Annotated in this window: 28 protein-coding genes; 10 read left to right on the top strand and 18 right to left on the bottom strand. The window is 59.9% G+C overall.

Features of this window, described 5'->3' with window-relative positions; genetic code table 11:
- Position 1: 1 nt before the first annotated feature.
- The 7 genes from paaG to paaA are packed head-to-tail and all read right to left on the bottom strand — an operon-like array spanning position 2 to position 5,172.
- On the bottom strand, positions 2-793 hold the full coding sequence (gene paaG / locus ACSBQV_RS10945; protein WP_047025413.1) for a 2-(1,2-epoxy-1,2-dihydrophenyl)acetyl-CoA isomerase PaaG: 792 nt from the start codon (positions 791-793) through the stop codon (positions 2-4).
- Positions 794-796: 3 nt separating this feature from the next.
- Positions 797-1,570, bottom strand: coding sequence for a 2,3-dehydroadipyl-CoA hydratase PaaF (paaF, locus tag ACSBQV_RS10940; protein WP_099786170.1), 774 nt, complete (start codon positions 1,568-1,570; stop codon positions 797-799).
- 8 nt (positions 1,571-1,578) lie between these two features.
- On the bottom strand, positions 1,579-2,637 hold the full coding sequence (gene paaE, locus ACSBQV_RS10935) for a 1,2-phenylacetyl-CoA epoxidase subunit PaaE (protein WP_099786168.1): 1,059 nt from the start codon (positions 2,635-2,637) through the stop codon (positions 1,579-1,581).
- 13 nt (positions 2,638-2,650) lie between these two features.
- The gene (gene paaD, locus ACSBQV_RS10930; RefSeq protein WP_033643609.1) at positions 2,651-3,148 is read right to left on the bottom strand and encodes a 1,2-phenylacetyl-CoA epoxidase subunit PaaD; all 498 of its coding nucleotides are present in this window, start codon (positions 3,146-3,148) and stop codon (positions 2,651-2,653) included.
- A gap of 9 nt (positions 3,149-3,157) precedes the next feature.
- Positions 3,158-3,916 (bottom strand): 1,2-phenylacetyl-CoA epoxidase subunit PaaC, encoded by a 759-nt coding sequence (gene paaC, locus ACSBQV_RS10925; protein WP_033650808.1) that lies wholly within the window; start codon positions 3,914-3,916, stop codon positions 3,158-3,160.
- An 8-nt stretch (positions 3,917-3,924) separates the two neighbouring features.
- On the bottom strand, positions 3,925-4,212 hold the full coding sequence (paaB, locus tag ACSBQV_RS10920; RefSeq protein WP_099786166.1) for a 1,2-phenylacetyl-CoA epoxidase subunit PaaB: 288 nt from the start codon (positions 4,210-4,212) through the stop codon (positions 3,925-3,927).
- 21 nt (positions 4,213-4,233) lie between these two features.
- Positions 4,234-5,172 (bottom strand): 1,2-phenylacetyl-CoA epoxidase subunit PaaA, encoded by a 939-nt coding sequence (gene paaA / locus ACSBQV_RS10915; protein WP_181937697.1) that lies wholly within the window; start codon positions 5,170-5,172, stop codon positions 4,234-4,236.
- Between the two features lie 317 nt (positions 5,173-5,489).
- On the opposite strand from paaA, the gene paaZ reads away from it, so the two are divergent.
- Positions 5,490-7,553 carry a phenylacetic acid degradation bifunctional protein PaaZ gene (gene paaZ, locus ACSBQV_RS10910; protein WP_099786162.1) on the top strand — a complete coding sequence of 688 codons (2,064 nt, stop codon included), beginning with the start codon at positions 5,490-5,492 and terminating at the stop codon, positions 7,551-7,553.
- Positions 7,554-7,596: 43 nt separating this feature from the next.
- On the opposite strand, the gene ACSBQV_RS10905 is transcribed toward paaZ, so the two are convergent.
- Together ACSBQV_RS10905 and ACSBQV_RS10900 are read right to left on the bottom strand one after the other, a co-directional pair.
- Entirely contained in the window at positions 7,597-8,490 is an 894-nt protein-coding gene (locus tag ACSBQV_RS10905) for a Kdo hydroxylase family protein (RefSeq protein WP_047025418.1), read from the bottom strand.
- Between the two features lie 494 nt (positions 8,491-8,984).
- Positions 8,985-10,538: a sensor domain-containing diguanylate cyclase gene (locus tag ACSBQV_RS10900; RefSeq protein ID WP_060660554.1), complete on the bottom strand. Its 1,554-nt coding sequence runs from the start codon at positions 10,536-10,538 to the stop codon at positions 8,985-8,987.
- 160 nt (positions 10,539-10,698) lie between these two features.
- On the opposite strand from ACSBQV_RS10900, the gene ACSBQV_RS10895 reads away from it, so the two are divergent.
- The gene (locus tag ACSBQV_RS10895; RefSeq protein WP_033643602.1) at positions 10,699-10,893 is read left to right on the top strand and encodes a hypothetical protein; all 195 of its coding nucleotides are present in this window, start codon (positions 10,699-10,701) and stop codon (positions 10,891-10,893) included.
- A gap of 15 nt (positions 10,894-10,908) precedes the next feature.
- On the opposite strand, the gene yjdN is transcribed toward ACSBQV_RS10895, so the two are convergent.
- Complete coding sequence (yjdN, locus tag ACSBQV_RS10890) at positions 10,909-11,328, bottom strand: VOC family metalloprotein YjdN (protein WP_046687369.1); 420 nt, start codon at positions 11,326-11,328, stop codon at positions 10,909-10,911.
- Between the two features lie 176 nt (positions 11,329-11,504).
- Entirely contained in the window at positions 11,505-12,425 is a 921-nt protein-coding gene (locus tag ACSBQV_RS10885) for a Kdo(2)-lipid IV(A) acyltransferase (protein ID WP_033650814.1), read from the bottom strand.
- A 628-nt stretch (positions 12,426-13,053) separates the two neighbouring features.
- Between ACSBQV_RS10885 and ACSBQV_RS10880 the strand changes: the two genes are divergently transcribed.
- The 3 genes from ACSBQV_RS10880 (at position 13,054) to ACSBQV_RS10870 (ending at position 13,999) form a co-directional block, all read left to right on the top strand.
- On the top strand, positions 13,054-13,254 hold the full coding sequence (locus ACSBQV_RS10880; protein WP_033643599.1) for a glycine zipper domain-containing protein: 201 nt from the start codon (positions 13,054-13,056) through the stop codon (positions 13,252-13,254).
- A gap of 11 nt (positions 13,255-13,265) precedes the next feature.
- Positions 13,266-13,514 (top strand): GlsB/YeaQ/YmgE family stress response membrane protein, encoded by a 249-nt coding sequence (locus ACSBQV_RS10875; RefSeq protein ID WP_004935146.1) that lies wholly within the window; start codon positions 13,266-13,268, stop codon positions 13,512-13,514.
- A 95-nt stretch (positions 13,515-13,609) separates the two neighbouring features.
- Positions 13,610-13,999 (top strand): YidB family protein, encoded by a 390-nt coding sequence (locus tag ACSBQV_RS10870; RefSeq protein WP_019453502.1) that lies wholly within the window; start codon positions 13,610-13,612, stop codon positions 13,997-13,999.
- A gap of 3 nt (positions 14,000-14,002) precedes the next feature.
- Here ACSBQV_RS10870 and ACSBQV_RS10865 read toward each other — a convergent pair whose 3' ends face one another.
- Positions 14,003-14,935 carry a LysR family transcriptional regulator gene (locus ACSBQV_RS10865; protein ID WP_099786160.1) on the bottom strand — a complete coding sequence of 311 codons (933 nt, stop codon included), beginning with the start codon at positions 14,933-14,935 and terminating at the stop codon, positions 14,003-14,005.
- A gap of 110 nt (positions 14,936-15,045) precedes the next feature.
- Here ACSBQV_RS10865 and ACSBQV_RS10860 point away from each other — a divergent pair, with 110 nt between their 5' ends.
- Positions 15,046-16,098, top strand: a complete 1,053-nt coding sequence (locus ACSBQV_RS10860) for an SDR family oxidoreductase (RefSeq protein WP_099786158.1) — start codon at positions 15,046-15,048, stop codon at positions 16,096-16,098.
- A gap of 43 nt (positions 16,099-16,141) precedes the next feature.
- Here the strand turns inward: ACSBQV_RS10860 and ACSBQV_RS10855 are convergent, their stop codons facing one another.
- The 3 genes from ACSBQV_RS10855 to ACSBQV_RS10845 all read right to left on the bottom strand — a co-directional run bounded on the left by ACSBQV_RS10855 (position 16,142) and on the right by ACSBQV_RS10845 (position 18,402).
- The gene (locus ACSBQV_RS10855; RefSeq protein ID WP_033643596.1) at positions 16,142-17,149 is read right to left on the bottom strand and encodes an NAD(P)H-quinone oxidoreductase; all 1,008 of its coding nucleotides are present in this window, start codon (positions 17,147-17,149) and stop codon (positions 16,142-16,144) included.
- A gap of 156 nt (positions 17,150-17,305) precedes the next feature.
- On the bottom strand, positions 17,306-17,515 hold the full coding sequence (locus ACSBQV_RS10850) for a hypothetical protein (RefSeq protein WP_004935132.1): 210 nt from the start codon (positions 17,513-17,515) through the stop codon (positions 17,306-17,308).
- Between the two features lie 509 nt (positions 17,516-18,024).
- On the bottom strand, positions 18,025-18,402 hold the full coding sequence (locus ACSBQV_RS10845) for a hypothetical protein (protein ID WP_099786156.1): 378 nt from the start codon (positions 18,400-18,402) through the stop codon (positions 18,025-18,027).
- A gap of 375 nt (positions 18,403-18,777) precedes the next feature.
- Between ACSBQV_RS10845 and cspE the strand changes: the two genes are divergently transcribed.
- Positions 18,778-18,990 (top strand): transcription antiterminator/RNA stability regulator CspE, encoded by a 213-nt coding sequence (gene cspE / locus ACSBQV_RS10840; protein ID WP_004935122.1) that lies wholly within the window; start codon positions 18,778-18,780, stop codon positions 18,988-18,990.
- Between the two features lie 319 nt (positions 18,991-19,309).
- Positions 19,310-19,510: a protein DsrB gene (gene dsrB, locus ACSBQV_RS10835; protein WP_033643594.1), complete on the top strand. Its 201-nt coding sequence runs from the start codon at positions 19,310-19,312 to the stop codon at positions 19,508-19,510.
- A 217-nt stretch (positions 19,511-19,727) separates the two neighbouring features.
- On the opposite strand, the gene rcsA is transcribed toward dsrB, so the two are convergent.
- Complete coding sequence (gene rcsA / locus ACSBQV_RS10830; protein ID WP_019453510.1) at positions 19,728-20,357, bottom strand: transcriptional regulator RcsA; 630 nt, start codon at positions 20,355-20,357, stop codon at positions 19,728-19,730.
- Between the two features lie 794 nt (positions 20,358-21,151).
- Between rcsA and ACSBQV_RS10825 the strand changes: the two genes are divergently transcribed.
- On the top strand, positions 21,152-21,793 hold the full coding sequence (locus tag ACSBQV_RS10825; RefSeq protein ID WP_033643593.1) for a GNAT family N-acetyltransferase: 642 nt from the start codon (positions 21,152-21,154) through the stop codon (positions 21,791-21,793).
- Between the two features lie 12 nt (positions 21,794-21,805).
- Here the strand turns inward: ACSBQV_RS10825 and ACSBQV_RS10820 are convergent, their stop codons facing one another.
- Positions 21,806-23,245, bottom strand: a complete 1,440-nt coding sequence (locus ACSBQV_RS10820; RefSeq protein ID WP_434991443.1) for a pyridoxal phosphate-dependent decarboxylase family protein — start codon at positions 23,243-23,245, stop codon at positions 21,806-21,808.
- A 101-nt stretch (positions 23,246-23,346) separates the two neighbouring features.
- Between ACSBQV_RS10820 and ACSBQV_RS10815 the strand changes: the two genes are divergently transcribed.
- Positions 23,347-24,222, top strand: a complete 876-nt coding sequence (locus ACSBQV_RS10815; RefSeq protein WP_099786154.1) for a LysR substrate-binding domain-containing protein — start codon at positions 23,347-23,349, stop codon at positions 24,220-24,222.
- Here ACSBQV_RS10815 and ACSBQV_RS10810 read toward each other — a convergent pair.
- A complete protein-coding gene (locus ACSBQV_RS10810; RefSeq protein ID WP_099786152.1) occupies positions 24,219-25,604 on the bottom strand; it encodes a CoA transferase in 1,386 nt (461 codons plus the stop codon). The two genes, ACSBQV_RS10815 and ACSBQV_RS10810, sit on opposite strands and share 4 nt — an antisense overlap.
- Between the last annotated feature and the right edge of the window lie 44 nt (positions 25,605-25,648).

The raw sequence follows: 25,648 nt of genomic DNA, 5'->3' as shown, positions 1-25,648 counted from the left end.
GCTATTTCCCGCTGAAGTTTGGCGTGCGTTTGGCGAAGAACGCGCTGACGCCTTCGCGGTAGTCGTCGCTGCGGCCGCCCAATCGCTGCAGATCGCGTTCCAGATCGAGTTGTTGATCGAGGCTGTTGGTGGCCGAACTGTAGATGGCTTTCTTGATTAGCCCCAGACCGTAAGTCGGCTGGGTGGCCAGATGGCGCGCCAGCGTTTGCGTGCGGTCGGCCAATTCATCCGCCGGCACCACCTGCCAGATCATGCCCCACTCCAGCGCCTGTTGGGCGCTGATTTTGTCGCCCAGCATGGCCATGCCCATCGCGCGGGCGTGGCCGGCCAGCCGCGGCAGGAACCAGCTGCCGCCGGAATCCGGCACCAGCCCCAGGCGGCAGAACGACTGAATAAAGCCGGCGTTGTCGGCGGCGATGACGATGTCGCACGCCAGAGCCAGCGCGGCGCCGGCGCCGGCCGCCACGCCGTTGACCGCGCACACCACCGGTTTGGGCAGGGCGGTCAGGCGACGGATCAGGGGGTTGTAGAATCGTTCGACCGACAGGCCGAGGTCCGGCGCCTGTTGATCGGCGCTGACGTTGCGATCGTTGAGATCCTGCCCGGCGCAGAAACCGCGGCCGGCGCCGGCGATCAGCAGGCAGCGCACGTTGTCGTCGCGTTCGGCTTGCGTCAGCGCTTCGCTCAGTTGGCGATGCATTTCGTCGTTAAAGCTGTTGAGCCGATCCGGCCGGTTGAGGGTCAGCGTCAACACGCCGGCCTCGAGATGACTGAGAATCAATGCGTTATCCATAAATCAGCGCCCCTGATAGTTTGGCGTACGTTTTTCGAAAAAGGCGGCGATGCCTTCGCGGCGATCGTCGGTGGCGGCCAGGGTGACGAACTGCTGACGCTCCATCGCCAGCCCCTGGCTAAGGCCGGTTTCCTCGGCCTGTTTCAGCGCCTGCTTGGCGGCGCGCAGCGCCAGCGGCGCCTGACGGCTGATGCGATCGGCAATCTGCTGCGTGCGCTCCAGCGTCAGGGCATCGACGCACACTTCGCTGATAAGGCCAGCCTGCAGCGCGGTGCGGGCGTCGATGGCTTCGCCGGTCAGCACCATCTGGCTGGCGCGCGACTTGCCGACGCAGCGGATCAGGCGCTGGGTGCCTCCGGCCCCCGGCATCAGGCCGAGGGTGATCTCCGGCAGGCCGAAGCGGGCGCTTTCGCCGCCGATAACGATGTCGCAGGCCAGCGCCAACTCGCAGCCGGCGCCCAGGGCATAGCCGTTCACCGCCGCCAGCAGCGGCTTGCTGAACTGCGACAGCCGCTGCCACAGCTGCGGACGGCGATCCGCCAGCGCGGCCGGCAGATCCTGCCGTTGCAGCTCGTGCAGATCGGCCCCGGCGGCAAAGAAACGCGCCGCGCCGGCGATCACCACGGCGCCCACGCCGCTGTCGGCATCGGCCTGCTCCAGCAGAAACACCAGCTGTTCCAGGCAAGGGGTGCTCAGGGCGTTGCGCGCCTCCGGGCGGTGCAGCGTCAGCGTGACCACGCGGTGCTGCTGCTGGCGCAAAATAAAGGGGGTATCCATCGCGGCTCCTAGACGTCGAAGTCCAATACCACGCCGTCGCCTTTCGGCCACGACTGGCAGCTCAATACATAGCCCGCCGCCAACTGATCCGGCTCCAGGCTGTAGTTGACGCCCATCTCCACCTGGCCGGCCTTCAGACGGCATTTGCAGGTGGCGCATACGCCGCCTTTGCAGGCGTAGGGCAGGTCGGCGCCCTGGCGCAGCGCAGCGTCGAGAATGCTGTCGTCCTGTTCACCGAGCTCGATATCCAACCGGCGGCCGTCGAGCAGGATTGTCACCCTGGCGGCGTTGCGATCGCCGCTGTGGCGCGGGCGGGCGACCAGGCCGCTGGTGTTGAAGCGTTCGCTGTGGATGTGGTTGGCCGGGACGCCGGCCTGTTCCAGCACGGTCTGCGCGTCGTCCATCATCGATTCCGGCCCGCAGATGAAGGCGTGGTCATAGTCGCGGAAATCCAGCAGCGCGCCGCCGATCGCCGTCAGGCGTTCACGATCGATGCGGCCGCTGAGCAGCGGGCTGTCGAGACTCTCCTGGCTGAACAGGTACAGCGGCTGAAAACGCTGCGGGTAGCGGTTTTTCAGATCCGACAGCGCTTCTTTGAACATCATCGAACGGCTGTTGCGGTTGCCGTAGATCAGGGTGAAGCTGCTGCCCGGTTCGAGCTGCAGCGTCGCCTTGATGATCGACAGCATCGGCGTGATGCCGGAGCCGGCGGCGATCGCCAGGTAATTGCCGTGGCGCTCCGCCTGCGGCTGATAGCCGAAGCGCCCCTGCGGCACCATCACTTCCAGCGCATCGCCGACTTTCAGCATGCGGTTGACGAAGCCGGAGAAACGGCCCTGATCAATCGCTTTTACGCCGATCTGCAGCAGGCCTTCCTGCGGTGAACTGCAGATGGAATAGCAACGCCGCAGCTCTTCGCCGTTGACCCGCGCCTTGAGCGTCAGGTGCTGGCCGGGGGTGTAGCGGTATTGGTTTTGCAGCTCTTCGGGCACCCGCAGGGTGATGGCTACGGCGTCCGGCGTTTCGCGCTCGATGGCGGCGACGTTCAGGCGATGAAAGACCGTCATGGTGTCAGCGCTCCTATATGCATTTGAAGTAGTCGAACGGTTCCCGGCAGTCGCAGCAGCGGTACAGCGCTTTACAGGCGGTGGAGCCGAACTCGCTGATCTTCTCGCTGTGGGTGCTGCCGCAGCGCGGGCAGGCGACCGGGCCGTGGGCGTGCGGCCGATCGCAGGTGTGGCCCTGCGGGGGCGCTACGCCGTATTGCCGCAGCCGCTCGCGGGCGTCGGCGTTCATCCAGTCGGTGGTCCAGGCCGGGCTGAGGCGAATGTCCACCCGCACCGGGCTGAAGCCGGCGGCCGTCAGCCGCTGCTCGATGGCGTTGAGCAAAAATTCGGTGGCCGGGCAGCCGGAATAGGTTGGGGTGAAGGTCACGCGCCAGCCGCTGCCGTCGCGCACCACGTCGCGCACCATGCCCAAATCGGTGATCGACAGCACCGGCAGTTCGGGATCGCTGATCTGCTGCAGGCAGTGCCAAATCTGCGGGATTTCGGCGGGTTGCAAACGAGTGACGTTCATCGCGGCCTCCTACCACTGACTGTTTGGATAGGCGCGCTGCAGGAACTGCATCTCCGCCAGCAGCGGGCCGAGGTGTTCGCTGTGCTGACCTTGCTTGCCGCCGTGACGGAACGCCTGCTCGGCAGGCAGCGTCAAGGTCGCCTGGCGCAGCGTCTCCGCCACCAGCGCCTGCCAGGGGGCCTGCAGCTCGCGCGGATCGACGGCGATGCCTTGTTCCGCCAACGTCAGCTCCAGCGCGTCGGCATGGAACAGTTCGGCGGTGAAACGCCACAGGTTATCCAGCGACTGTTGGATCTTGCGGTGGCTGATATCGTTGCCGTCACCGAGGCGGATCATCCAGCCGCGGCTGAAACGCAGGTGGTAATCGGCTTCCTTCAACGATTTGGCGGCGATGGCGGCGATCTGCGCATCGCGGCTGCGGCTTAGCGCCTGGTGCAACTGCACGTGGTAGGCGTCGAGCAGGAACTGGCGCACCAACGTGTCGTTGAAACCGCCGTTCGGCTGTTCCGCCAGCAGCAGGTTATGGAACTGGCGCTCGTCGCGGCCGAAGGCCAGGCTGTCTTCGCTGCAGGGCGGGCCGGCCAGTTCGGCGGCGTAGCCCAGGAAGTGGCGCGCCTGGCCGAGCAGATCGAGACCGATGTTGGCCAACGCCAGATCGATTTCCAGCTCGGGCGCGTGGCCGCACCAGGCGCACAGGCGCTGGGCGAGGATCAAAGGCGTGTCGCCCTGGCGGAGCAAATAGCTGATGCGCGGATCGTTAACCGTCATGGTCGCCTCTACATGTTCTTGATGCCGTCAGGGATGGTGTAAAACGTCGGATGACGGTAGATCTTGTCTTCGGACGGATCGAAGAACGCGCCGCGATCTTCCGGCTGCGAGGCGATCAGATGGCGGGATTGCACCACCCAAATCGAGCAGCCTTCGTTACGGCGCGTATAGGCGTCGCGGGCGTTTTCCAGCGCCATTTGGTCGTCGGCGGCGTGCAGGCTGCCGACGTGGCGATGCGCCAACCCTTGTTTGCTGCGGATAAACACTTCATACAGCGGCCATTCAACTTGGCTCATGATCTCGGTTCCTTATGTTGGCTATGCGGCGGAAGCGGCGCTTTTCGCGGCGTGGGCCATGGCGCCGTCGCGCACCCAGGCGCCGTCTTCCCAGGCGCGGCGTTTGGCCTGCAGGCGTTCGTGGTTGCATTGGCCGCGTCCTTTGATCACTTCATGCAGTTCGCTCCAGTCGATCTCGCCGAAGCGATAGTGGCCGGCGGCCTCGTCCCAGGTAAGACTCGGGTCCGGCGCCGTCATGCCCAGCGCCTCAAGCTGCGGCACGGTGTTGTCGACGAACTTTTGCCGCAGTTCATCGTTGCTGTGGCGTTTGATTTTCCACGCCATGCTCTGGGCGCTGTGAGGGGAGTCGGCGTCGCTCGGGCCGAACATCATCAGCACCGGCCACCAGAAGCGATCGATGGCGTCCTGCAACATCGCGCGCTGCGCATCGCTGCCGTGGGCCATCGCCATCACCGCCTCGTAGCCCTGGCGCTGGTGGAAGCTTTCCTCTTTGCAGATTTTCACCATCGCCCGCGCGTAGGGGCCGTAGGACGCGCGGCACAGCGCCACCTGGTTGACGATGGCGGCGCCGTCGACCAGCCAGCCGATCACGCCGATATCCGCCCAGTTGAGCGTGGGGTAATTGAAGATCGAGGAGTACTTCATTTTGCCGTCGAGCATCTTTTGGTAGATGTCCTGGCGCGAACAGCCGAGGGTTTCGGCGGCGCTGTAGAGGTACAGGCCGTGGCCGGCCTCATCCTGCACTTTGGCCAGCAGCACCGCTTTGCGGCGCAGCGTGGGGGCGCGCGTCAACCAGTTGGCTTCCGGCAGCATGCCGATGACTTCCGAATGGGCGTGTTGGCCGATCTGCCGAATCAGGTTCTGACGGTAAGCGTCCGGCATCCAGTCTTTGGCTTCGATAGCGATATCCGCCGCGATCTTGGCGTCGAAATGCTGCTGATACTGTGCTTCAGTTGTCATGCTTGCCTCTTGGTGATTCGTATTTTTCACATTGAATATAAAAATGTGAATCACTTTAACCAGCCATAAGGCTACAAACTGATAACAAAAAGATCAAACGAGATTCATGTGGTTTTGCGAGCGTACTCACAAGTGATTTTATTATATTGTTGATTTTATTTGATAAATAAAAGCAATAATTCTGTGTTAACGACAGGGAAAGCGGCTTGAACGCGCTTCTTGTTCTCTTTTTGTTAAAATTGAGTTTGGCGTAAACTGGCATTTATGTGATACGTAATTAAGCTGTAGGGTGAAAATTTATGAATTTTGGAGGGCACATGCAGCAGTTACACAGTTATCTTTCTGGCGCCTGGGTGTATGGGCAGGGAGAGGGCCGCGAGATCCGCCACGCCGTGACCGGCGAGGCGCTGTATCAGGTCTGCTCCGACGGCCTGCCGTTAGCGGCGAGCCTGAGCTATGCCCGCCGCCACGGGGGGCCGGCGCTGGCGCAAATGACGTTCCAGCAGCGCGCCCAGATGCTGAAAGCGGTGGCGAAACACCTGCTGGCGCACAAAGAAGCGCTGTATCAGATTTCCTATCAAACCGGGACGACGCGCAGCGACGGCTGGGTCGATATCGAAGGCGGCATCGCCACGCTGTTCGCCTATGCCGGCATGGCCGGCCGCGATCTGCCGGATGATACCCTGTGGCCGGAGGATGAGCTGATCCCGTTGTCGAAACAGGCGCAGTTCGCCGCTCGCCACGTATTGACCTCGCGCCCGGGCGTGGCGCTGCATATCAACGCCTTCAACTTCCCTTGCTGGGGCATGCTGGAAAAACTGGCGCCGACCTGGCTGGCGGGCATGCCGGCCATCATCAAGCCGGCCACCGCCACCGCGCAGCTGACGCAGGCGATGGTCAGGCTGATCGTCGACAGCGGGCTGGTGCCGGAAGGGGCGCTGCAGTTGGTATGCGGTGGCGTCGGCGACATGTTTGCGCACCTGGATTATCAGGATGCGGTGACGTTCACCGGTTCGGCGCAGACCGGGCAGCGGCTGCGCGCGCACCCGCGGCTGTTGGAGAAATCGATCGCCTTCACCATGGAGGCGGATTCGCTCAACTGCTGCGTGCTGGCGGAAGACGTAACGCCGGAGATGCCGGAGTTTGCGCTGTTTATCAAAGAGGTGTGCCGTGAAATGACCGCCAAGGCGGGGCAGAAATGCACGGCGATCCGCCGCATCATCGTGCCGGCGGCGCAGGTGGTTGCGGTGCGTCAGGCCTTGTTGCAGCGCCTGGCTGGGGTGACGGTGGGCGACCCGCAGCTGGAGCAGGTGCGCATGGGGGCGTTGGTCAGCCACGAGCAGCGTGATGATGTGCAAAGCAAGGTGGAGTTTCTGCTGCGCAACGGCTGCGAGCCGCTGTGCGGCGCGGCGCTGGATAAGCTGGAAATCCTGGGCGACGGCGCGCGCGGCGGGGCGTTTTATCCGCCGACCCTGCTGTATTGCGCCGATCCGTTCACCCATCAGGCGGTGCACGGCACTGAGGCCTTCGGCCCGGTGGCGACGCTGATGCCGTATGCGGATACCGAGCAGGCGATCGCGCTGGCGTTGCTGGGGCAGGGCAGCCTGGCGGGCTCGCTGGTGACCGCCGATCCGGCATTGGCCAAGCGCTTCATTCGCGCGGCGGCGTGCGCCCATGGCCGCATGTTAATTTTGGATGAACAGGCGGCGGAGTCCACCGGCCACGGGTCGCCGCTGCCGATGTTGGTGCACGGCGGCCCGGGGCGCGCCGGCGGCGGGGAAGAGCTGGGTGGACTGCGCGCGGTGAAGCACTATATGCAGCGCACGGCGATCCAGGGCAGTCCGGCGATGCTGGCGGCCATCGGCGGTGAATGGGTGCGCGGCGCGCCGGTCGCCGAGCACCCGGTACATCCGTTCCGGAAATACTTCGAGCAGCTGCAGCTGGGCGACAGCCTGTTGACCGCGCGCCGCACCGTGACCGAAGCGGATATCGTCAACTTCGCCTGCCTGAGCGGCGATCATTTCTACGCGCATATGGACAAGATCGGCGCCGCCGATTCGCTGTTCGGCGAGCGGGTGGCGCACGGTTACTTTGTGGTGTCCGCCGCGGCCGGGCTGTTTGTCGATGCCGCCGTCGGGCCGGTGATCGCCAACTACGGCATGGAGAATCTGCGCTTTATCGAACCGGTGAAGATCGGCGACACCATTCAGGTGCGGTTGACCTGCAAGAAGAAGATCCGCAAGCCGCAGAAAACCGCCGAAGATCGGCCGCACGGCGTGGTGGTGTGGGATGTGCAAGTATTGAATCAGGAACAGCAACCGGTGGCGCTGTACAGCATCCTGACGTTGGTGGCGCGCCAACAGGGGGACTTCGAGGCGTGATGCGCGCTTGCCGCCGCCGGAGCTGCCGGCGGCGGCAATCTATTCAGATCAGCGGCTGACCGCGCAGCTGTTCCAGCACTTTCAGCGGCGAGCGCTGCGGATCCTGCATCTTGTTCACCGGCAGCAAGAAGGTCTGTTCCAGCATAAACTGGCCGCCCATCGCGGCGTGCGGCGTTTGATCCGAGAAGCAAATCCAGCTGCTGCCCGGCGGAAACGCCAGCGCCAGCTGCGGCCCCTGTTGTTGATAATCGCCGTCGGCCTTCATGGCGTCATGCAACTGCAGCATCAGGTGGTCATAATGGCTGCGGCGGGTTTTGGTGATGTGTACCCGGTGCTGCAACCAGCTGCTAAAGGCGGAGTAGCGCGCCAGACGCGGCATGAAGCGTTGCGCCAGCTCAGGGAACGGTTCGCCGACGCGCCATTGGCGATGTTCACCGTGCGGATTGATGTTGGTGAAAATACGCAGAATACGTTCACCGTAGTTCGGGCGCGACGGGAAAGCATCGACGTGCAGCCGGCTGTCGTCTTTGCGCCAGGAGCTGCTTGCGCGCCAGGCCGAAACCGGATGCAAACGCAGGCTGCCGGTCGGATGGTGCAGCGCCTCCTGATACTCGGGCAACAGCCCGGCGATCAGCTGGCGGCAAGATTGGTAATAACGTTCCAGCAGTTGCTGAACCTGCTGCCGGCGCTCCGCGACGGCGACGCCGGTCAGCTTGCCGGACAGCGGTTGATAGCTGATGTTTTTGCGCTTCGGATCGACCAGCGCCGGATCCAGCAGCGGCATTTCCTGCTCAGACAGGGTGAAGGCCAGTTCGGGCAGAAACAGCACTTTGCCCTGTTCCAGTTCACTGACCGCGCTGGATGCTTCCGCTGCCGCCCATTGTCGCAACGGCAGCGTCAGGACGGCCTGTTCACGCATAATATCGCCAGTAGGCATGAGATCTCCTCGCAAATCTATATCGCTTTATTCCCGCCTTTCAGGTTGCCGCGTGGTTGGCTGCACTGGCTTGCGCCGTGGCTGGCTGGAGCGACGCCAAAAGTCTTTGCGTCGGTCGCCCAAATGCAACGTGAAATTTATGGGTTCTATTATGGATGTATCAGCAGGGCGCAGTGCGCCGAAGCGTGCGATGGCTTCCTGATATATAGAATAGTCCTGCTAAGGGTATCACCGGCAATGCCAATGAAAAGTAAACGGAGGCTAAACGAGGCTCGGCGTAGGCACGAATAATCAAAAATGGCACGAATTGTTCGCTGAATAGCGCATTTTTTATCTTATTGAATTGTAATGGAAATAAATATGCTGCTTATTTATTGGCGTTATTTCATTCCGATAGCGGGGCAAATTGGGGAAATAATGTTTCGGCGGGAAATTATTTCATTTTTGTCGTGGGAATAAATCGGGCCGCCCAATTTTGGTGGCCCGATGAGTGATTAAGCGCCGTAAATGCAGTTTTTGCCTTTTTTCTTGGCCTGATACAGCGCGCTGTCCGCCTCATTGATAAAGCTGATCGGCGTATCGTTATACATATGCGGCACTTTGGCGCAGATGCCGATGCTGATGGTGACGATGCCGTGCGGGTTGCCCTGATGCGGGATCTTCAGATCGCGCACCGCCTGGATGACGCGTTCGGCGAAAATCAGCGCGCCCTGCACGTCGGTATCCGGCAGGATAATCCCCATCTCTTCACCGCCGTAGCGCGCCAGAATATCGTTGCTGCGGCACGCCAACCCTTTCAGCGTCTGGCCGATCTGCTGCAGGCACTGGTCGCCGGCGACGTGGCCGTAGCTGTCGTTGTACTGCTTGAAGTAGTCGATATCCAGCATCAGCAGCGCCACGCTGCGGTAGTTGCGCGAGGCGCGCGCCAGCTCGTTCTTCAGCGCGATATCAAACTGGCGGCGGTTGGCCAGGCCGGTCAGGCTGTCCAGCAGCGCCAGTTCTTCCAGCATCTGGTTGATGCTGGTCAGCTGATCGCGGGTGCGCATCAGCTCGGCTTCGGTTTGCATGCTGTGCTTGATTTGCCGCAGCAGCACCGCGCCCATCGCCAGCAGGATCATCAGCAGAGAGAGGCCGCCGGCGGCGAACAGGCCGGCGTCGGTGCGCCAGTCCGCCAGCGCGTCGCGTTTCGACAGCCCGGCGGCGATCACCAGCGGAAAGCGGTTGACCCGCGAATAGCCGTAGATGCGCTCCACTTTGTCGTACAGCGAGGTGATGGTGGCGTTGCCGAATTCCGAATGCGGCAATATTTCGCTGAACAACACGCCCTTGGCGATATTTTTACCTATCGAGGCCGCCGAGTAAGGGCGGCGGTAGAGAATGGTGCCGTCCGCCAGCAGCAGATTTAGCGAGGCGTCGGTGTTGAGGGCGAAACTGTCGTAAAACTGGCGAAAATAATCGACGTACAACGTCGCCAGCACCACGCCACCAAAGCTGCCGTCCGGGTTGTTGAAGCGCCGCGAAACGGGGATGATCAGATCGCCGGTGGTGCGGCTGCGGATCACCTCGCCGATGTACAGACCGCCGCCATCGCGGTTTTGGTGATATTTGAAGTAATCGCGATCGGCGTTGTTGGCGTTCTTGATGAATTTGCCCGAGGAGGTCGCCAGCCAGCGGCCGCTCGCATCGTAGATAAACATCCCGTGCAGCTGCGGCAGGTTGCCGACCTGGGTTTGCATCACCCGTTGCAGCCGGGTCAATTGTGAGGGCCCCAGTCCGTCGTTCTGGAGACGTTCGGTCAGATCGAGCAGATTGCCGTCTACCTGCATGAAGGTATCGTCGGCATGCTGCGCCAGCGAACGGGCGAGGTTGGCGGATTCATGCTCGGCGCTGCGCAGATCCCGCTGGTGCGCGTTCCAGATTTGCCAGCTGTTAAAGAGGATCAGCGTGGCGGCAACGATGATGACAAACACGCCGGCCTGAAATAATAATGGGGAGCTTTTAACGCTGCGCGGCGCCGCGGCATCCTGTATGGGTTGCTGCTGAGTCATGTCACCCTTGTTGTTTAATTACTATTCAATTTGAGTTAAGAGCAATCTTATATTTTATGCATAAATGCGCCAGACCTCTAGCCCTTAACGTGGCGATAGGGAGAAAGGCGCCTCGCACCCCGCATTTGCGGCGGCGTGAACGCGAAGGAGTAAAGGAGCCATGTCGGATTACATCATTATCGCTTTACTGACGCTGGCGGTGTATTACCCCCTCACGCTGGGGGCGCTGGCGGTGATGATGTTCTTCGCCTGGCGGCGGCGCCGGTCGCCTTACTGGCGGTTGGGGCTGGCGCTGTTGACGGTGTTGTTCGCGCTGTTCGCCAAAGCGGCGTATGACTGGCACCGCTACAGCTAGCGGCGCCATGCGGGGTTATTCGACGTTGATCATCCAGTTGACGCCGAATTTGTCGGTCAGCATGCCGAAGCCTTTGGCCCAGAAGGTGGCTTGATAAGGCATCGTCACCTGGCCGCCCTGCGCCAGATTATCGAACAGTTTGCGTCCTTGTTCCGCGTCGCTGGGGTTCAGCGACAGCGAGAAGCCTTTGTGGGAAGCGCCGCCGCTGTCATCCTGTGGACAGCCGTCGGAGGCCATCAGTACGCCGTCGCCAATCAGCAGACGCGCATGCATGATCGCTTCAGGATTGACATCCTGCGGCCCGCCTTGGCGGGCTTCTTCGGGCATGTCTTTGAAGCGCATGACCATTTCAATTTTGGCATTCAACTGCTGTACATAGAAGTTAATCGCTTGCTCACAGTTACCGCTGAAGAACAAATAGGGTTGTACCAGCATGACATTGACCTCGGTTGTGGCCCGACAGGCAACGACCGGCCCTCGGGCGGGAAGAAATGATTGCTGGCGGCAATAATTGCCGTCGGTGACTTATTAGTGTAGTCCCCCTGACGTAGAATGCTCGTGCGAGGTGAGCGCCTTCGCCGCCGGCAGGGCGGGCGAAGGCGCGAAGGCGATTAATACAGCGAAGGTTCGCCGGGTGGGCGGGTTTTAAAGCGGCGGTGCAACCACATGTATTGATCGGGCGCCAGCAGCACCTGTTCTTCCACCACGCGGTTCATCATGGCCGCCGCGCGCGTTTCATCGTCCAGCGGGAAGTCCGTCAGCGGCGGCTGCACGATCAGCTCGTAGCCGCGGGCATTCGGCAGACGGCGCGGCACGAATGGCACGATCGACGGCCGCCCCATACGCGCCAGGATATAGGTGCCGGTCGTCGTGGCGGCGTTTTCCACGGCGAAGAACGGCGCGAACACGCTGCTTTGCGGGCCGTAATCGTGGTCCGGCGCGTACCACAGGATTTCACCCTGCTTCAGGTTGCGGATCATGCCTTTGATATCTTTACGATCGATCATGAATTTATTCGAGCGCAGCCGGCCCCAGGTCTGCACCCATTCCATCAGCTTGTTATTGTGCGGGCGGTGTACGCCGATGCCGGGGTTTTGCATGCCGAAGATGCGCGCGCCCAGCTCCAGAGTGAGGAAATGCAGGCCGATCAGCAGCACGCCTTTCCCGTCCTGACGCGCCAACTGCATGTTTTCCATGCCGCTCACCTTAAACCAACGGGCGATGCGCCAGTCAGGCCAGAACCAGGCCATGCCGACTTCGAACAGGCCCATGCCGACGGACTCAAAATTTTTGACAATCAGCGCCTCTCGTTCGGCGGCGGGCATCTCAGGGAAACAGAGTTCTAAATTACGGCGCGCTATTTTTACCCGGCGTTTCATCAGGGGCATGGCGATTCTGCCAAGGCCGTGTCCAAGCCGATAAATGAGCGGGTAGGGCAATAACACCAATAGATAGAGTATTCCCAGCCCTATCCACAGCAACCAATAACGAGGGCGCAAGAATTCGCGCTCAAAGCGTTGGTTTGAAATCATTTTTTCTGTTCTTCCTTTAATTTCGCAATGGGACCTTAACCCAAATTGTTATGTGCGAAATGATAGAGCATTTTTTGTGAGACCGGGTTTTCCATTCATGCTTTTTTTTACGCTTTATTTAAGCGCAGACGGGAAACGGAACGAAATGAGATTTTTACCGAGGGAAGGGCGGATATTCACCGCTATTTCAACCGGCTGGCGACATTGAAAAATAAGGACACAATTCAGCGCATCGCAAAAGTGACAACCGCTATGTAACCTTAGAGAAACAGCAGCGCGGCGGAACCGTCCCAAACGGCCGCCAGCGCATACAGCAGCGCGAGAATCAGGACAAAAGGGGCATTGAACATCGGCGTTTCCTCCAGGAGGCTGTGTTTAAAGTTTAGCCTGTCCAGATGACAATGGGATGAAATGCGATCGCTTTTGACGCGGTGAAATTCAGACGGACGGAAATGGGTAAACCGCTGATTTTTTACTATAGTCATAGTGTGATGTTGTGCGTTTGTCGCCGTACGCCCCGTCTTGAACGGCTGTGGGCAGAGTGTCCAGAGCAAGATCGCGGAACGGGCAGCGCCGGACGTGAAACAGGTGACGAAGTTCTCAGAGGGCGGGTCTGTAAGGATTTGACATGTCATATGAAAATGACGATCTAAGCGGTGTTGAGCAACCGAGCGACTACGTTAAAACCACCGCCTGCGAAGTGCGCAGCGGCGTAAAGGCAGCGCTCGAGCAATCATGTGCCTGCATCAAGGATAACCCTTGGGCAGGGGTAGGCGCCGGCGCCGTCGTGGGCCTGGTAATAGGATTTCTGTTAGGCAAAAGGCAATAGGGAGAGTAAAAATGGGCATCATTTCCTGGATCATTTTTGGTTTAATCGCCGGTATCCTGGCTAAATGGATTATGCCGGGCAAAGACGGCGGCGGCTTTATTGTTACCGTTATACTGGGGATCGTGGGCGCCGTCGTCGGCGGCTATATCAGCACCTTCTTCGGTATGGGACGCGTTGACGGTTTTAACCTGGGCAGCTTCGTGGTGGCGGTCATCGGTGCCCTGGTGGTGCTTTTTGTCTACAGGAAGATCAAAGGCTAAGCAGCCGTTGCTCAACAGGGTCGCCGCGGCGGCCCTTTTTCGTGAAATCAATCCGGCTGTGCGGCGCGGGCCGCAGCGGCTGAAAGGGGAATATCATGGGTCTGTTCGATAGCGTATTGGGTAACATTCTGGGCGGCGGCGCCAACGGCAAAGGCATCGATTACATCGCCATTATGCAGTGGGTCGAGCAACAAGGCGGCCTGCAGGCCATTTTGGACAAGTTCCGCCAGGGGCAGTTCGGCGATATCGTCGGTTCCTGGCTCGGTAACGGCGAAAACCAGCCGATTACCGGCGATCATGTGCAGCAGGCGTTGGGCAGCGATGCGATCAATCAACTGGCTGAAAAGCTGGGCGTCGATCCGGCCCAGGCGTCCAGCACCATTGCACAGTTCTTGCCGACGGTAGCGGATGCCGCTTCGCCAAACGGTGAAGTGCAGCAAGACAGCAATGAACTGGGCGACATGGTCGGCAAACTGTTCAAATAATGATTATGCTCCCGGCGTCTGGCCGGGGGCATTCACTCCGCTAATTCCCTCGATCGCCGTCAACGCCTGTTGCAAATGCGCCACCCAGGCGCGCACTTTCTGCGGAATAAAACGTAAAGTGGGATAGACCGCATGCAGCGCCATGGGCGGGTAGCGGTATTCCGGCAAGACGGGAACCAGCACGCCCGTCGCCAGCTGTTCGCCGATCAGCGGCCGCTGAGCGCCACCGATGCCGGCCCCGGCCTCGATGGCCGCCAGCAGCGATAAGGTATTGTTGGCGCGAAACGTGGGCCGCAGCGCGACCATCTCGGCGCCGTGGGGGCCGAGCAGGGTGAGCGTATCGCCATCGTTTAGGCCGCTGTAGCGAATGTGCGCATGTTTCACCAGATCCGCCAGCGAACGAGGGGCGCCATGCCTGGCCAGATAGGCCGGCGACGCGACCAGCAGGCGTTGCAGCTCACCCAACCGTTTCGCCACCATGCCGGGCGCGTGCAATTCGCCGAAGCGCAGCGCCACGTCGATGCCTTCGCCGATGACGTCGGCGCGGCGATCGTCCAGCAGCAGCTCGATGGTGAGATCCGGATGACGTTTTTGGAACGCGATGGCCAAAGGGGTGATATGCCGTTGCCCGAATCCGGTCGGCGCATGCAGGCGCAAATTGCCCTGCAGCTGGTGGTGCTGGCCGTGCAACGCCTCTTCCGCTTCGTCGACCGCCGCCATAATCGGTTTGAGGCGCTGATAGTAATCATTGCCGGCCTCCGTCAGGGTGACCGCACGCGTGCTGCGAAACAGCAGCTGCGCCCCCAACTGCTGTTCCAGACCGGCGATTTGCTGACTGACCGCCGGCTGCGTCAAACGCAGATCGCGCGCGGCGGCAGACAGGCTGCCCAGCTCCGCCACCCGCATAAAGGTTTTCATTGCGTTCAGCTTATCCATGTCGATTTTGCCTATAGATATTTCTTATTAGTGTTAGTGGAAACCCTCATCTACCGCAAGCATCGCTAATCAATAACACTCAGGGTATCGATAATCCGAGGGGTGACAAAATGAACGCAAAGCGACAGGCGCTGGTGATCGGCGCCAATGGCGTGATTGGGCGCCGATTGATTGTGGAGCTGATTGACCAAGGTTGGCAAGTGGTGGGCGTCTCGCGCCGGGGCGGCGAACCGGCGCCTGGGGTGCGCCACCTGCAGGTTGACCTGCTGGATGCGGCGGCGACGCGGGACGCGCTGCGGCCGCTGAGCGCGATTAGCCACGTTTTCTATGCCGCCTATCAGGATGCTCCGGATTGGGCGGGGCTGGTGGCGCCGAACCTGCAAATGTTGCAACACGTTGTCGAAGGGCTGGAGCCGATTGCGCCGGCGTTGGAACATATCAGCCTGATGCAGGGCTATAAAGTTTATGGCGCGCATTTGGGGCCGTTTAAAACGCCGGCGCGTGAAAGCGATGCCGGGCATATGCCGCCGGAGTTTAACGTGGCGCAGCAGCAGTATCTGGAGCAGCGCCAAACAGGCAAGCGCTGGCGTTGGAGCGCCATTCGCCCGAGCGTCGTGGGGGGCTTCTCGCTCGGCAACCCGATGAATCTGGCGTTAAGCATCGCGGTTTACGCCTCGATCAGTAAAGCGCTCGGGCTGCCGCTGCGCTTTCCCGGGAAGCCGGGCGCTTACCACAGTCTGTTGGAAATGACCGACGCCGGACTGCTGGCGCGCGCCACGCTCTGGGCGGCGACCGAACCTGCGGCAGCCAATCAGGCGTTTAACATCAACAACGGCGATCTGTTTCGCTGGAGCGAAATGTGGCCGAAAATCGCCGCGTACTTCGGGCTGGAATGTGCGCCGCCGTTGCCGATGACGCTGGAAAACATGATGGTGGACAAAGCGCCGCTGTGGCGTGAGCTGGCGCAACGGCACTCCTTGACCGAGCCCGATTACCGGGCGGTGGCCGGCTGGCGTTTCGCCGATTTCGTCTTTTCCTGGGACTACGACATGTTCGCGGACGGCAGCAAGGCGCGGCGTTTCGGTTTCCATCAGTTTGTCGAAACCGAAGCCATGTTTTTCTCGCTGTTCGATGCATTCCGTCGTCGCCGCATCATTCCCTGAATGCGGCATAAATGTCCCCGCAGCCCCGCTGCGGGGAAAGGTCTCAGAACGTCAGCATGATTTTGCCGATGTGCTCGCTGGATTCCATCAGCGCATGCGCAGCGGCCGCCTCTTCAAGCGGGAAGGTTTTAAAGATTTGCGGTTTCAGCACGCCGCGCTCCAGCAGCGGCCAAACTTTCTCGTGCAGCTCGGCGGCAATCTGCGCTTTGTCCGCGACGCTGCGCGAACGCAGCGTCGAACCGGTATGGGTCAAGCGTTTCAAGAGCAGCGGCATCAGGTTGAGCTCTTTTACCACGCCGTTTTGCGTGCCGATTTGCACGATACGGCCTTCCATCGCTGCGGCCTGATAGTTCTTGGCCACATAGTCGCCGGCGATCAGATCGACGATCACGTCGGCGCCTTTGCCGTTAGTGGCGTCTTTGGTGCGGGCGACAAAGTCTTCGTTGCGGTAATTAATCGCCACGTCGGCGCCCAGCGCCAGGCTCGCCTGACGCTTCTCTTCTGAACCGACGGTGGTGATCACCTGGGCGCAGAAGGCTTTCGCCAGCATGGTGGCGACCGTGCCGATACCCGAGGTGCCGCCGTGGATCAACACGGTCTCGCCGGCTTTGAGGTGACCGCGCTGGAACACGTTGACCCAGACGGTAAAGAAGGTTTCCGGCAGCGCGGCGGCCTCGGTCAGGCTCAGGCCCGCCGGAACCGGCAGCGCATTGCTTTCATGCACGGCGCAGTATTGCGCGTAGCCACCGCCGGCGATGAGGGCGCAAACCCGATCGCCGATCGCGAAGCGGGTCACGCCTTCACCGATGGCCACCACTTCGCCGGCAATTTCGAGGCCGGGAATATCCGAGGCGCCGGGCGGTGGCGCATAGTTCCCCTGACGTTGCAGCACGTCGGGGCGGTTAACGCCGGCGGCGGCGATTTTCACCAGAAGTTGGCCCGCTTGCGGAACCGGCACCGGACGTTCGGCGACGACCAGAACCTCGGGGGCGCCGGGTTGGCTGATCTCAATCGCTTTCATCGTGTCGGGCAGCGGTGCATTCGTTGACATGGTTACTCTCCTCATCGTGGCGGACGCGGTTATCAGGTGGCGCGTCCACAATAAAGTCTGCTGTTAGCTTAGCGAAATCGAATGAGGTACGCGTGGTCGAATAGAGCGGTTTTGCGAGGAAGAGGAGGAGACGCCGCCGCGATGGGCGGCTGGGCATCAATCGTTAGGGGGGATGCGGAACCCTTTCAATGAAACGATAAAGTGTTCTTTTCCTTTGGAGATCTTGGCGCCTTTATCGCACCACAGGCTGGCAAGCTGGAAGAAATCGTCGCTGCCGATGTCGTAAGCCAGTTCGATTTTCTTGGCTGTGCCGGCGCGGATGAGCTTTTCTGCTTCCTGGTGGTTTGCAGCTTTAATTATGGTCATGGGCGAAATCCTTGGTGTTAAGCCAGAACGGATAATCGCTAATCATCATATGGCCATATTGTGACAGTTTTGTGATGAAAGGATGACGGTAACCGCAGGCGCGGCGTGCGGCGTGCCGCGCCTTTGCGGTGAAAATGCGTTGTCGGTTACCGATCGTGCGGGCGAACGAATGCGCTTTTCTTCTGAGATTTGAAGTGTTTATAGAGCGCATAGCCCGCAATGCCGGCCAAGACGGCCAGGAGGGCAAGAGATCCTGTGGCCATGAACATCACCTCCGAATAAGAATGGCAAGGAGGCGTATTTGTGACATTCATCACTTTGCAGGGCAATGAGACCAATCTGTAATCGGAAAGGCGAGATGCGAGAAGGGCAAAAAAAAAGCGCCTATAGGGAGGCGCATAAAGATTTGCAACACAGCTTGTCATGTTCAACACCAGGAGGAGTGGTGAACTGACGCCATTCTAAGCGGCCGTGATTGCGTGAGGTATAGGTATTCTCCGAAAGCGTCATTACCACTCATAGCCTAACTGAATGTTGTAATCGGGATCCTGGTTGGTGGAATAAGGATCGGATTGGCGGCGGCGATCGGTTTTCTTCACCGGGCCGTCATACGCGGGATAAGGTTTGGTGCGCGGCTTGCTGCAGCCCGGATGATCGCACTCGATGTCGACGCGAAAACCGTTTTTATCTCGCGCCTCTGCCCAGGCGATCGGCGGTTTCTCGGCCTTGGGCGCGGGCCCAGGCGACGCCGGCGGCTTGGGCGCGGGGGCGACGCTGGGATCGGGGGCTTGATAATTCAGCTCCAGCGCGCCAAGCGGGGCGCTGTAAGCGGCAAAGGCCAGCAGGGCGGCGGCGCTGGCGGCCGGTAATGTGAGCCATCTCGGCATGGTGGGTCTCCCTGGATGATTACGCCGGGCAACTATAAAACAGTAAAACGAGAATTACTATCATTTGACTGCGGCGTAATGGGGATTCAGCTGGCGATCCCGTAGGCAGACGGGGTCAAATCCTGTGCGTTTAGCCGAGATTAACGCCCCTGCACGGCGAAAAAGGTTGCTATTGCCGCTCGCTCGTGAGTTAATGATGTCGGCCTGTGGTACAGACCTATTTATGCACGACATTTTGAGTAAAGTAGTTCAAATTTAAAGCGTTATCCCGGATAGCCCTTCTCTGACGAATTTCCTTTCCAGTGCCTCCATAAGTAACTGATGACCGGCTATCTCGCCCATGGCGGCTAACATTATTATTGAAGGAAATTAGACATGTCCAACATGATCAAAGGTCAAGTGAAGTGGTTCAACGAAGCTAAAGGTTTTGGTTTCATCACCCCAGCAGACGGCAGCAAAGACGTATTCGTACACTTCTCTGCTATCCAGGATCAAGGCTTCAAGACCCTGGCTGAAGGCCAGAACGTACAGTTCTCTATCGAGAACGGTGCGAAAGGTCCATCTGCGGCTAACGTTACCGCTATCTAATTGGCGTCTACCGCTGATTGAATAAAACCCGCCGAGGCGGGTTTTTTTATGCCTGCAATTTGACGGCGCATAAAAAAAGCCCGCAAGTCTGCGGGCAAAAGTTCCTTGTTACTTCTTCATTTGCAAGCGCTTCTCTGGGGGGGAAACGCCTGAAGACAGGTTACGCGAGGCCGGCTTAAGATTCTGCGGTCAAACCGTTAAGAAAGTGAAAATCCAGGCGGCTGCTACGCTGATAGCAGAGACCGGCAGGGCTGGGGCGGTGTCCTTCACCCGGGGTTTTGTAATACACTGATGCCAATCGCAAAGAATGGGGAAGGGTATGCAGGTTAACGATCGAGTGACGGTAAAAACAGATGGCGGCCCACGGCGCGAAGGCGTCATTCTGGCCGTAGAGGTCTTCAACGAAGGTACCATGTATCTGGTGTCTCTTGAGGACTACCCGGCGGGCGTGTGGTTTTTTAATGAAATCGACAGCCGTGACGGCACTTTTGTGGAGCCTTGCGGCGCGCCCGGGCAGTAACTTCGAACAATCTCATTAATTTGCTAACGAAACTGTCTATTTTGAGATTATTTCAATGCGGTAAGAATTTTTTTATCGACGACATAAAAATACCCGTTGCGCCAGCGGGGGATAACGCAGCAGGTATTCTTTTGGTTATCCCAGCGTTTGAGAACCGGATTACGTTATCACCGGATATTTAACGATGGGTAAACAAAGTGGGGGCGTTCTCTACGGTTCAGCGGCTATTGACGAATATTCCACTAGTCAATGTGTCGGTCAAACGGACAACGTGGTAAATGATCTGCTTGTTGTGCGTTTTTATTTTCCGCTTGATGTTTCCCTTGTGGGAAGAGACCGTTTTGGCCTTTATTTGCATCTGGTCTGATATCTGGATGGTGCCTTGCCCGGACATCCACATGCGTAACATGTTCGATTCAGTTTGGCTCAGCGTGACCGGCGTTTGATCCAGAGAAGATTTCTCCACCCGTAGGGATTTTTTCTCGAGATAATGACTAAGTAGCTGATTCATAGTCTCTGGTTTGATGGATTTTGACGATATGATGACGTTCTTGCGAACATATAAATAATCGTCGAAATGTACATTGGTAATAGCCATGAAGATGAAGAATAACGTATCCGGGTGCAGTGAAATCACCCGTTTTATTCGCTCCGTGGCGTTTGCTTCATGGATGAAGCAGTCCTCGTTAATAAACACCAGGCTAGGATTCAACTTACTGCATTTTTCATGCAGGCTGTCAATGTCCTCGATGGCATTAATATGGCGCTTCTTCACGCCATGCGAAGTCAGATAGTCGGTTAACCCCAGTCTGGTATAGCTACATGAATCCATGATAATCGTTGGCATATCGCACCCCCACTTAAATCCGTTTTACTGCGGTAATATGAGAAAAAGCCTAAAAAGCCGAAAGGCAAAATGGAACAATAATTCAGTGTAGCGAGTGTTCTATCAATAAACACGACGGCACTCAATGATATTTTCATACTAAACTTATTAATCGCATGAATCTATAAGTTTGGCTTAAGTCAGAGCGATCCGCTACTCGCCCGGCGTCGGCATGATGGGGCTGATTCGCGCTTGGCGCCTGCGCCTGCCGGCATTGTCTGCTGATAATCTGTTCATCATGTCACGAAACAAAATTTTAGTTTGCTAGGAAAAGTCTTAAAAAAAATTCATGTGTCTTTTTTTTGAAGTCTTTTAGCGTGCTTTTTAAGTGCTCAAAAAGCACTCACTCCTGGGTTATTCTATTTTTAATCATAAAAATCATTGACTTATGATTGTCTTGGCACCTTTCGCTAATGATAAGCGCTTCTGTTTTTATCATAACAACAAACAAAAGTTAACATTATTGCTGGAATGTGTAGCTTAATTGTTGCCATAAATCACCATTTTACAATAGGTTATGTGGATATTTATTTCATATGAAATCATTTGTGTGAATGCTTATCGGTGATTGAGTGATTTTTCTAAACTATCGTCTTGCCAGCCGGTCGGCAGGGGCGGCGGCAGGTCGGAGTTGTTTCTGACACGCGCCGGTTTTAATTTGCTCTTGCACCTTTCAAAAACAGGATGTCGCGGTGAGACAAAATCAATATGGGCAGCCGATAGGCGATGCCCTCCCTCATTGGCAGCCGGCAGGCATGCCCGGGCAAGCGTTACTGTCAGGGCGGTTTTGCCGCCTGGAACCGCTGAACCTCGAACGTTGGGGCGACGAGCTTTATCAGGCTTATCAAACCGCCGAGGACGACCGCGACTGGACCTATCTGTTTTGGGCGCGGCCGCAGACGCGCGAGGATTTTCAGCATTACCTGCAGGCCCTGGCGTCCAGCGCCGACAGGCGCACGATGGTGGTGATCGATCAGGCGAACGGGCGCGCGGTAGGAACCTGCGCTTTTTTGCGCATCGATCCCGCCAACGGTGCGGCTGAACTGGGCACCATCAACTGGTCCCCGCTGATGAAGCGCAGTGCGCTCGGCAGCGAGGCCATTTTCCTGATGCTGCGCCATTTGTTTGACGATCTGGGTTACCGGCGCTGCGAATGGAAATGCGATAGCCTCAATCTGCCTTCGCGTCAGGCCGCCGAGCGTTTTGGCTTTCGCTATGAAGGCACGTTCCGTCAGGCGGTCGTCGTCAAAGGACGCACGCGCGACACCGACTGGCTGTCGATCATCGATGGAGAATGGCCGGCGCTGCGCTCGGCGTTTGCCGCCTGGCTGTCGCCGGATAACATCGGCGACGACGGGCGGCAAGAACGGCGTTTGCAGGCCTTCCAGCCCGGGTGACGCGCCAGGCGTTTAGGCCGTCTCCGCCAGGCAATGGCGCAGCGAGTCCAGCGTCAGGCGAATGTCCTGTTCCTCCGTCATCCAGTTGACCAGCGCGGCGCGGATCCCCGGCTGGCCGTTATAACGCGTAGGGGTGCAACGCGCCACCCCATGCCGGCTAAGGCGTTCGAGAAAGCGATCGCGCGCCGCTTCGCTGTCGCCCTGTGGATGACTGAGGGCAAAGCACACCACGTTCATATTCACGGGCGCCAACAGATGGAAACCGTCCTCGGCCGCTAACGCCGCTCCCAGCGCCTGCGCCAGTTCGACATTGCGCTCGACGATATCTCGTATGCCGCTGCGGCCATAGGCTTTCAGCGTCAGCCAAAGCGGCAGGGCGCGGAAGCGGCGCGAATTTTCCGGCGTCAGATGCAGATAGTTGTCTGGCCGCAGCGTCGGTGCTTCCAGGTAGGCCGAATGGTTCTGAAAGACCTGCATCTGCAGATCCAGATGGCGGGTAAATTGGATCGCGCTGTCATAAGGCACGTTCAGCCATTTGTGCGCATCGACGGTGATGGAATCGGCATGCTGCCAGCCCTCGAGCCTTGGGGCGTAGAGCGGTGAGCAGGCCGCCACGCCGCCGAATGCCGCATCGACATGCAGCCAAAATGGATAACGCTCTCGCAGCGCCAGCAGTTGCGGCAGATCGTCGAAAGCGACGGTATTGACCGTGCCGGCACTGGCCAGTACCAACGTTGGCTGGCCAGCGCCAGCGCCAGCGCCAGCGCCAGCGCCAGCGGCGAGCTGCCGCTCCAACGCCGCCATATCCATGGCTTCAGACTCCGGCAGGCTGGCGACGATCGTCAACGCCTCGCGGCCGATACCGAGCATGCTGAGCGCCTTCACGCTGCTGGAATGCGGATTGGCTCCCAGAACCCGGATCGGGCCCAGCGCCGCCAGGCCTTGTTGGGCGATATCCACGCCGCGCTGTTGCCCCAGCCACTGCCGACCAATGGCCAGCCCGGTGAAATTGGCCATGGTCGCGCCGCTGACTAGGCTGCCGCTGAACGTTTCCGGCAGGCCCAGCAGGGATTTCAATTGCGTCACGGCCGCCAGCTCGATCGTGGCTGCGATGGTATCATGGCTGAGCAGGCTATTTTGGTCTGTCACGCTAACCAGCCAGTCCGCTGCGACCGCCGCCGGGGTGCCGCCGCCGGTGACGAAGCCGAAATAACGCGGGCCGGCGCTGGCGGAAATGCCGGCCTGATAACGTTGCCAAAAGCGCTCCAGCGCTGCCAGGGCGCCTTCGCCGTTTTCGTCGAGCCGATCGTCGCCCGGTTGCAGCTGCTGATGCTCGAGCGGTGGGCAGACCGAGCGTTGCTGCAGCCCAGCCAGGAAATCTTCCGCCAGTTGGCGGGTGTGATCGAGGATCTGCGGAAACTGTGCGAGGTCCTGTTGTAAACGTGGATGCATGGCGGCTCCGAAAGCGTCAGGGATGATGGGGTAAACATAGAACATTTGCCTGCCGGTCAAAATCGATGAAAAATAACCTTTTTGGATAGCCTGGTTAACCAATGATGAGTGTACGCATTCCCTTGCATGTCTTGCCGACCTTTGCGATCGCCGCCAGGTTGGAAAATTTGCGCGCTGCGGCGCAACAGGTGCATTTGACGCACGGCGCGGTCAGCCAGCAAATTCAGCTGCTGGAGCAGGCGGTCGGCTATCCGCTGTTTGAACGGCGCGGGCGCGGCGTGCGCCTGAATGCCGCCGGGCGAGAGTTGCTGGCGGCGGTAGAGCCGGCGCTGCAGGCGCTGCAGCAGGGCGTCGCCCGCGCCCGGCGTGCGGCGGCAAGCCAGACGCTGCGCATCAGCGTGTTGCCGTCTTTTGCCCATTATTGGCTGTTGCCGCGCCTGCCTGCTTTTCATGCGGCCTGTGCCGATATTGCGCTGGATATCGATGCGTCGCTGGCGCTGCAGGATCTGTCGCAGCGGGGGTTCGATGCGGCGATCCGCATCGGCAGCGGTCAATGGGCGGGGCTGCAGGCGCAGCGCATCGCCTCGGGGGACGTGTTGCCTGTCGCTTCGCCGGATATGGCGCGAGAATGGGGGGCGGCTTTCGAGAACGGTGGCGATATTCCGTTGCTCGAGCACGACGTCAGTCCCTGGCGCGACTGGTTCAACGCGCAGGGGCGCCCGTTATGCGGGCGGCAACAGGCGTTGTTCAACGATGCCGGATTATTGATTCGCGCGGCGGAGCAAGGATTTGGCATTGCGTTGGCGAAAAAGCTGCTGGTGCAGGATGCCCTCGACGCGGGGAGGCTGGTGGCCTTGGCCGCGCCCTGTCGCCTGAGCGATGACGACGTTTATCTGGCATGGCCGCAGACCGCCGGGTTGACGCCGGCGGTCACCCGCTTGCTGCAGTGGCTTCAGCAGCAGTTGGCGGCGATTTAGCGGCGTAGCCATTCCGGTTGCGAGGTGCCGAGCGTGGTCGCCGGCAGCGCCCATTGCAGCGCCGTGCCCTGCAGACTCAACGGCGCGCGCAGGCGTTGCGCGGCCCCCCAGTAAGTCAGTTCCGTTTCAGGGTTCTCGTCGGCGCTTCCGGCCGGTGTCAGCGGTTCCGGCCGATAATGCGTCGGGTAGGGATGCGCCAGCAGCAGCTGCGCCGTCCGCGCCAGCGACAAGCGCGCGCGATAGCCGGTGCCGCGGTACAGGCGCTGCGTCATACCGGTCAGCACCGCCGCCGCCATCAAATAGCCGGTGGCGTGATCCAGCGCCTGTACCGGCAGCGGCACCGGCAAACTGGCGCTGCGCCAAACCATGCCCGCCTCCGCCAGCCCGCAGCTCATCTGCACCAGACTGTCGAAACCGCGCCGGGTGCGCCACGGCCCGCTCCAGCCGTAGGCATTCAGGCAGACGTCGATCAGGCCCGGCGCCAGCGCGTGCCTTTCCTCCGCGCCATAGCCCAGTTTCTCCAGCGCGCCGGCGCGGTAGCCGTGCACGATCACGTGGGCGTTTCTCAGCAGGTGCTCAAACGTATGGCGATCGCGCGCATTGGTCAGATTGAGGCGCGCGCTGCGCTTGCCCAACATCACTTCGTGTTCGACCCCGGGCTCATCCCACCCGTAAGGGTCGATACGCAGCACGTCGGCGCCCAAGCCGGCGAGAAAACGCGTGGCGATCGGCCCGGCGAGAATGCGCGTCAGGTCCAGTACCCGCACGCCGTGCAGCGGCCGGGCGACGGGCAGCGTCCAGCCGGGCGATGGCGCTTCCGGCTGCAATGCGGTGTGGATCAGCGGTTCGAGCGCCACGCTTTTACCCTGAATATGTTGTCGCCACGCGGCCGCCGAACGCATTTGCGCTGCGCAGCCGCCGGCCGCGATCACCGCTTCCTCCAGCTCGCTTTTTTTCCAGGCCAGCACACGTTCCGCCAGCGCGCCTTTCTTCGATGCCGGGCCCAGCACCTGTTCCACCGCTCGCCGATGGTGTGGCGCATTGGTATGCAGGCGTATCCAGCCGTCCGCCGTGGCGTAGTCGCCGGCCAGCGCGTCCCAGGCGGCGGGCAGCGTCCAACCCAGCGGGCGCAGCGTCCAGCCGAACCAAAGCGAGGCCAGGCGTTGATCGACCCAAACCTGCTGCGCGGCGGCGCCCTCGCGCCGCAGCAGCTCGGCGCAGGCTAAACCTGCGGCGCTCCAGGCGGCGGTGGCCAATTCGGTCACGGGAAAAGCCGAAGGCAATGCGCCGGTGCCGCTTACGGTGAGGCGATCGGCGGGGGCGGGGCATTGCCCGAGGCTTTGCCAAATCTCGTCGAGCAGAGTGTGGATCAGGGGCGTCATCGGCCGCTCCTTGTGGGTAAACGGAAATATAGCCTAGCGTAGCC

This window comes from Serratia sp. B501 (assembly GCF_051172315.1).
In the GTDB taxonomy this organism is placed as follows: Bacteria; Pseudomonadota; Gammaproteobacteria; order Enterobacterales; family Enterobacteriaceae; genus Serratia; species Serratia ureilytica.
Note: the sequence above shows the minus strand (reverse complement) of the source record. Positions and strands in the feature narration are given on the sequence as shown.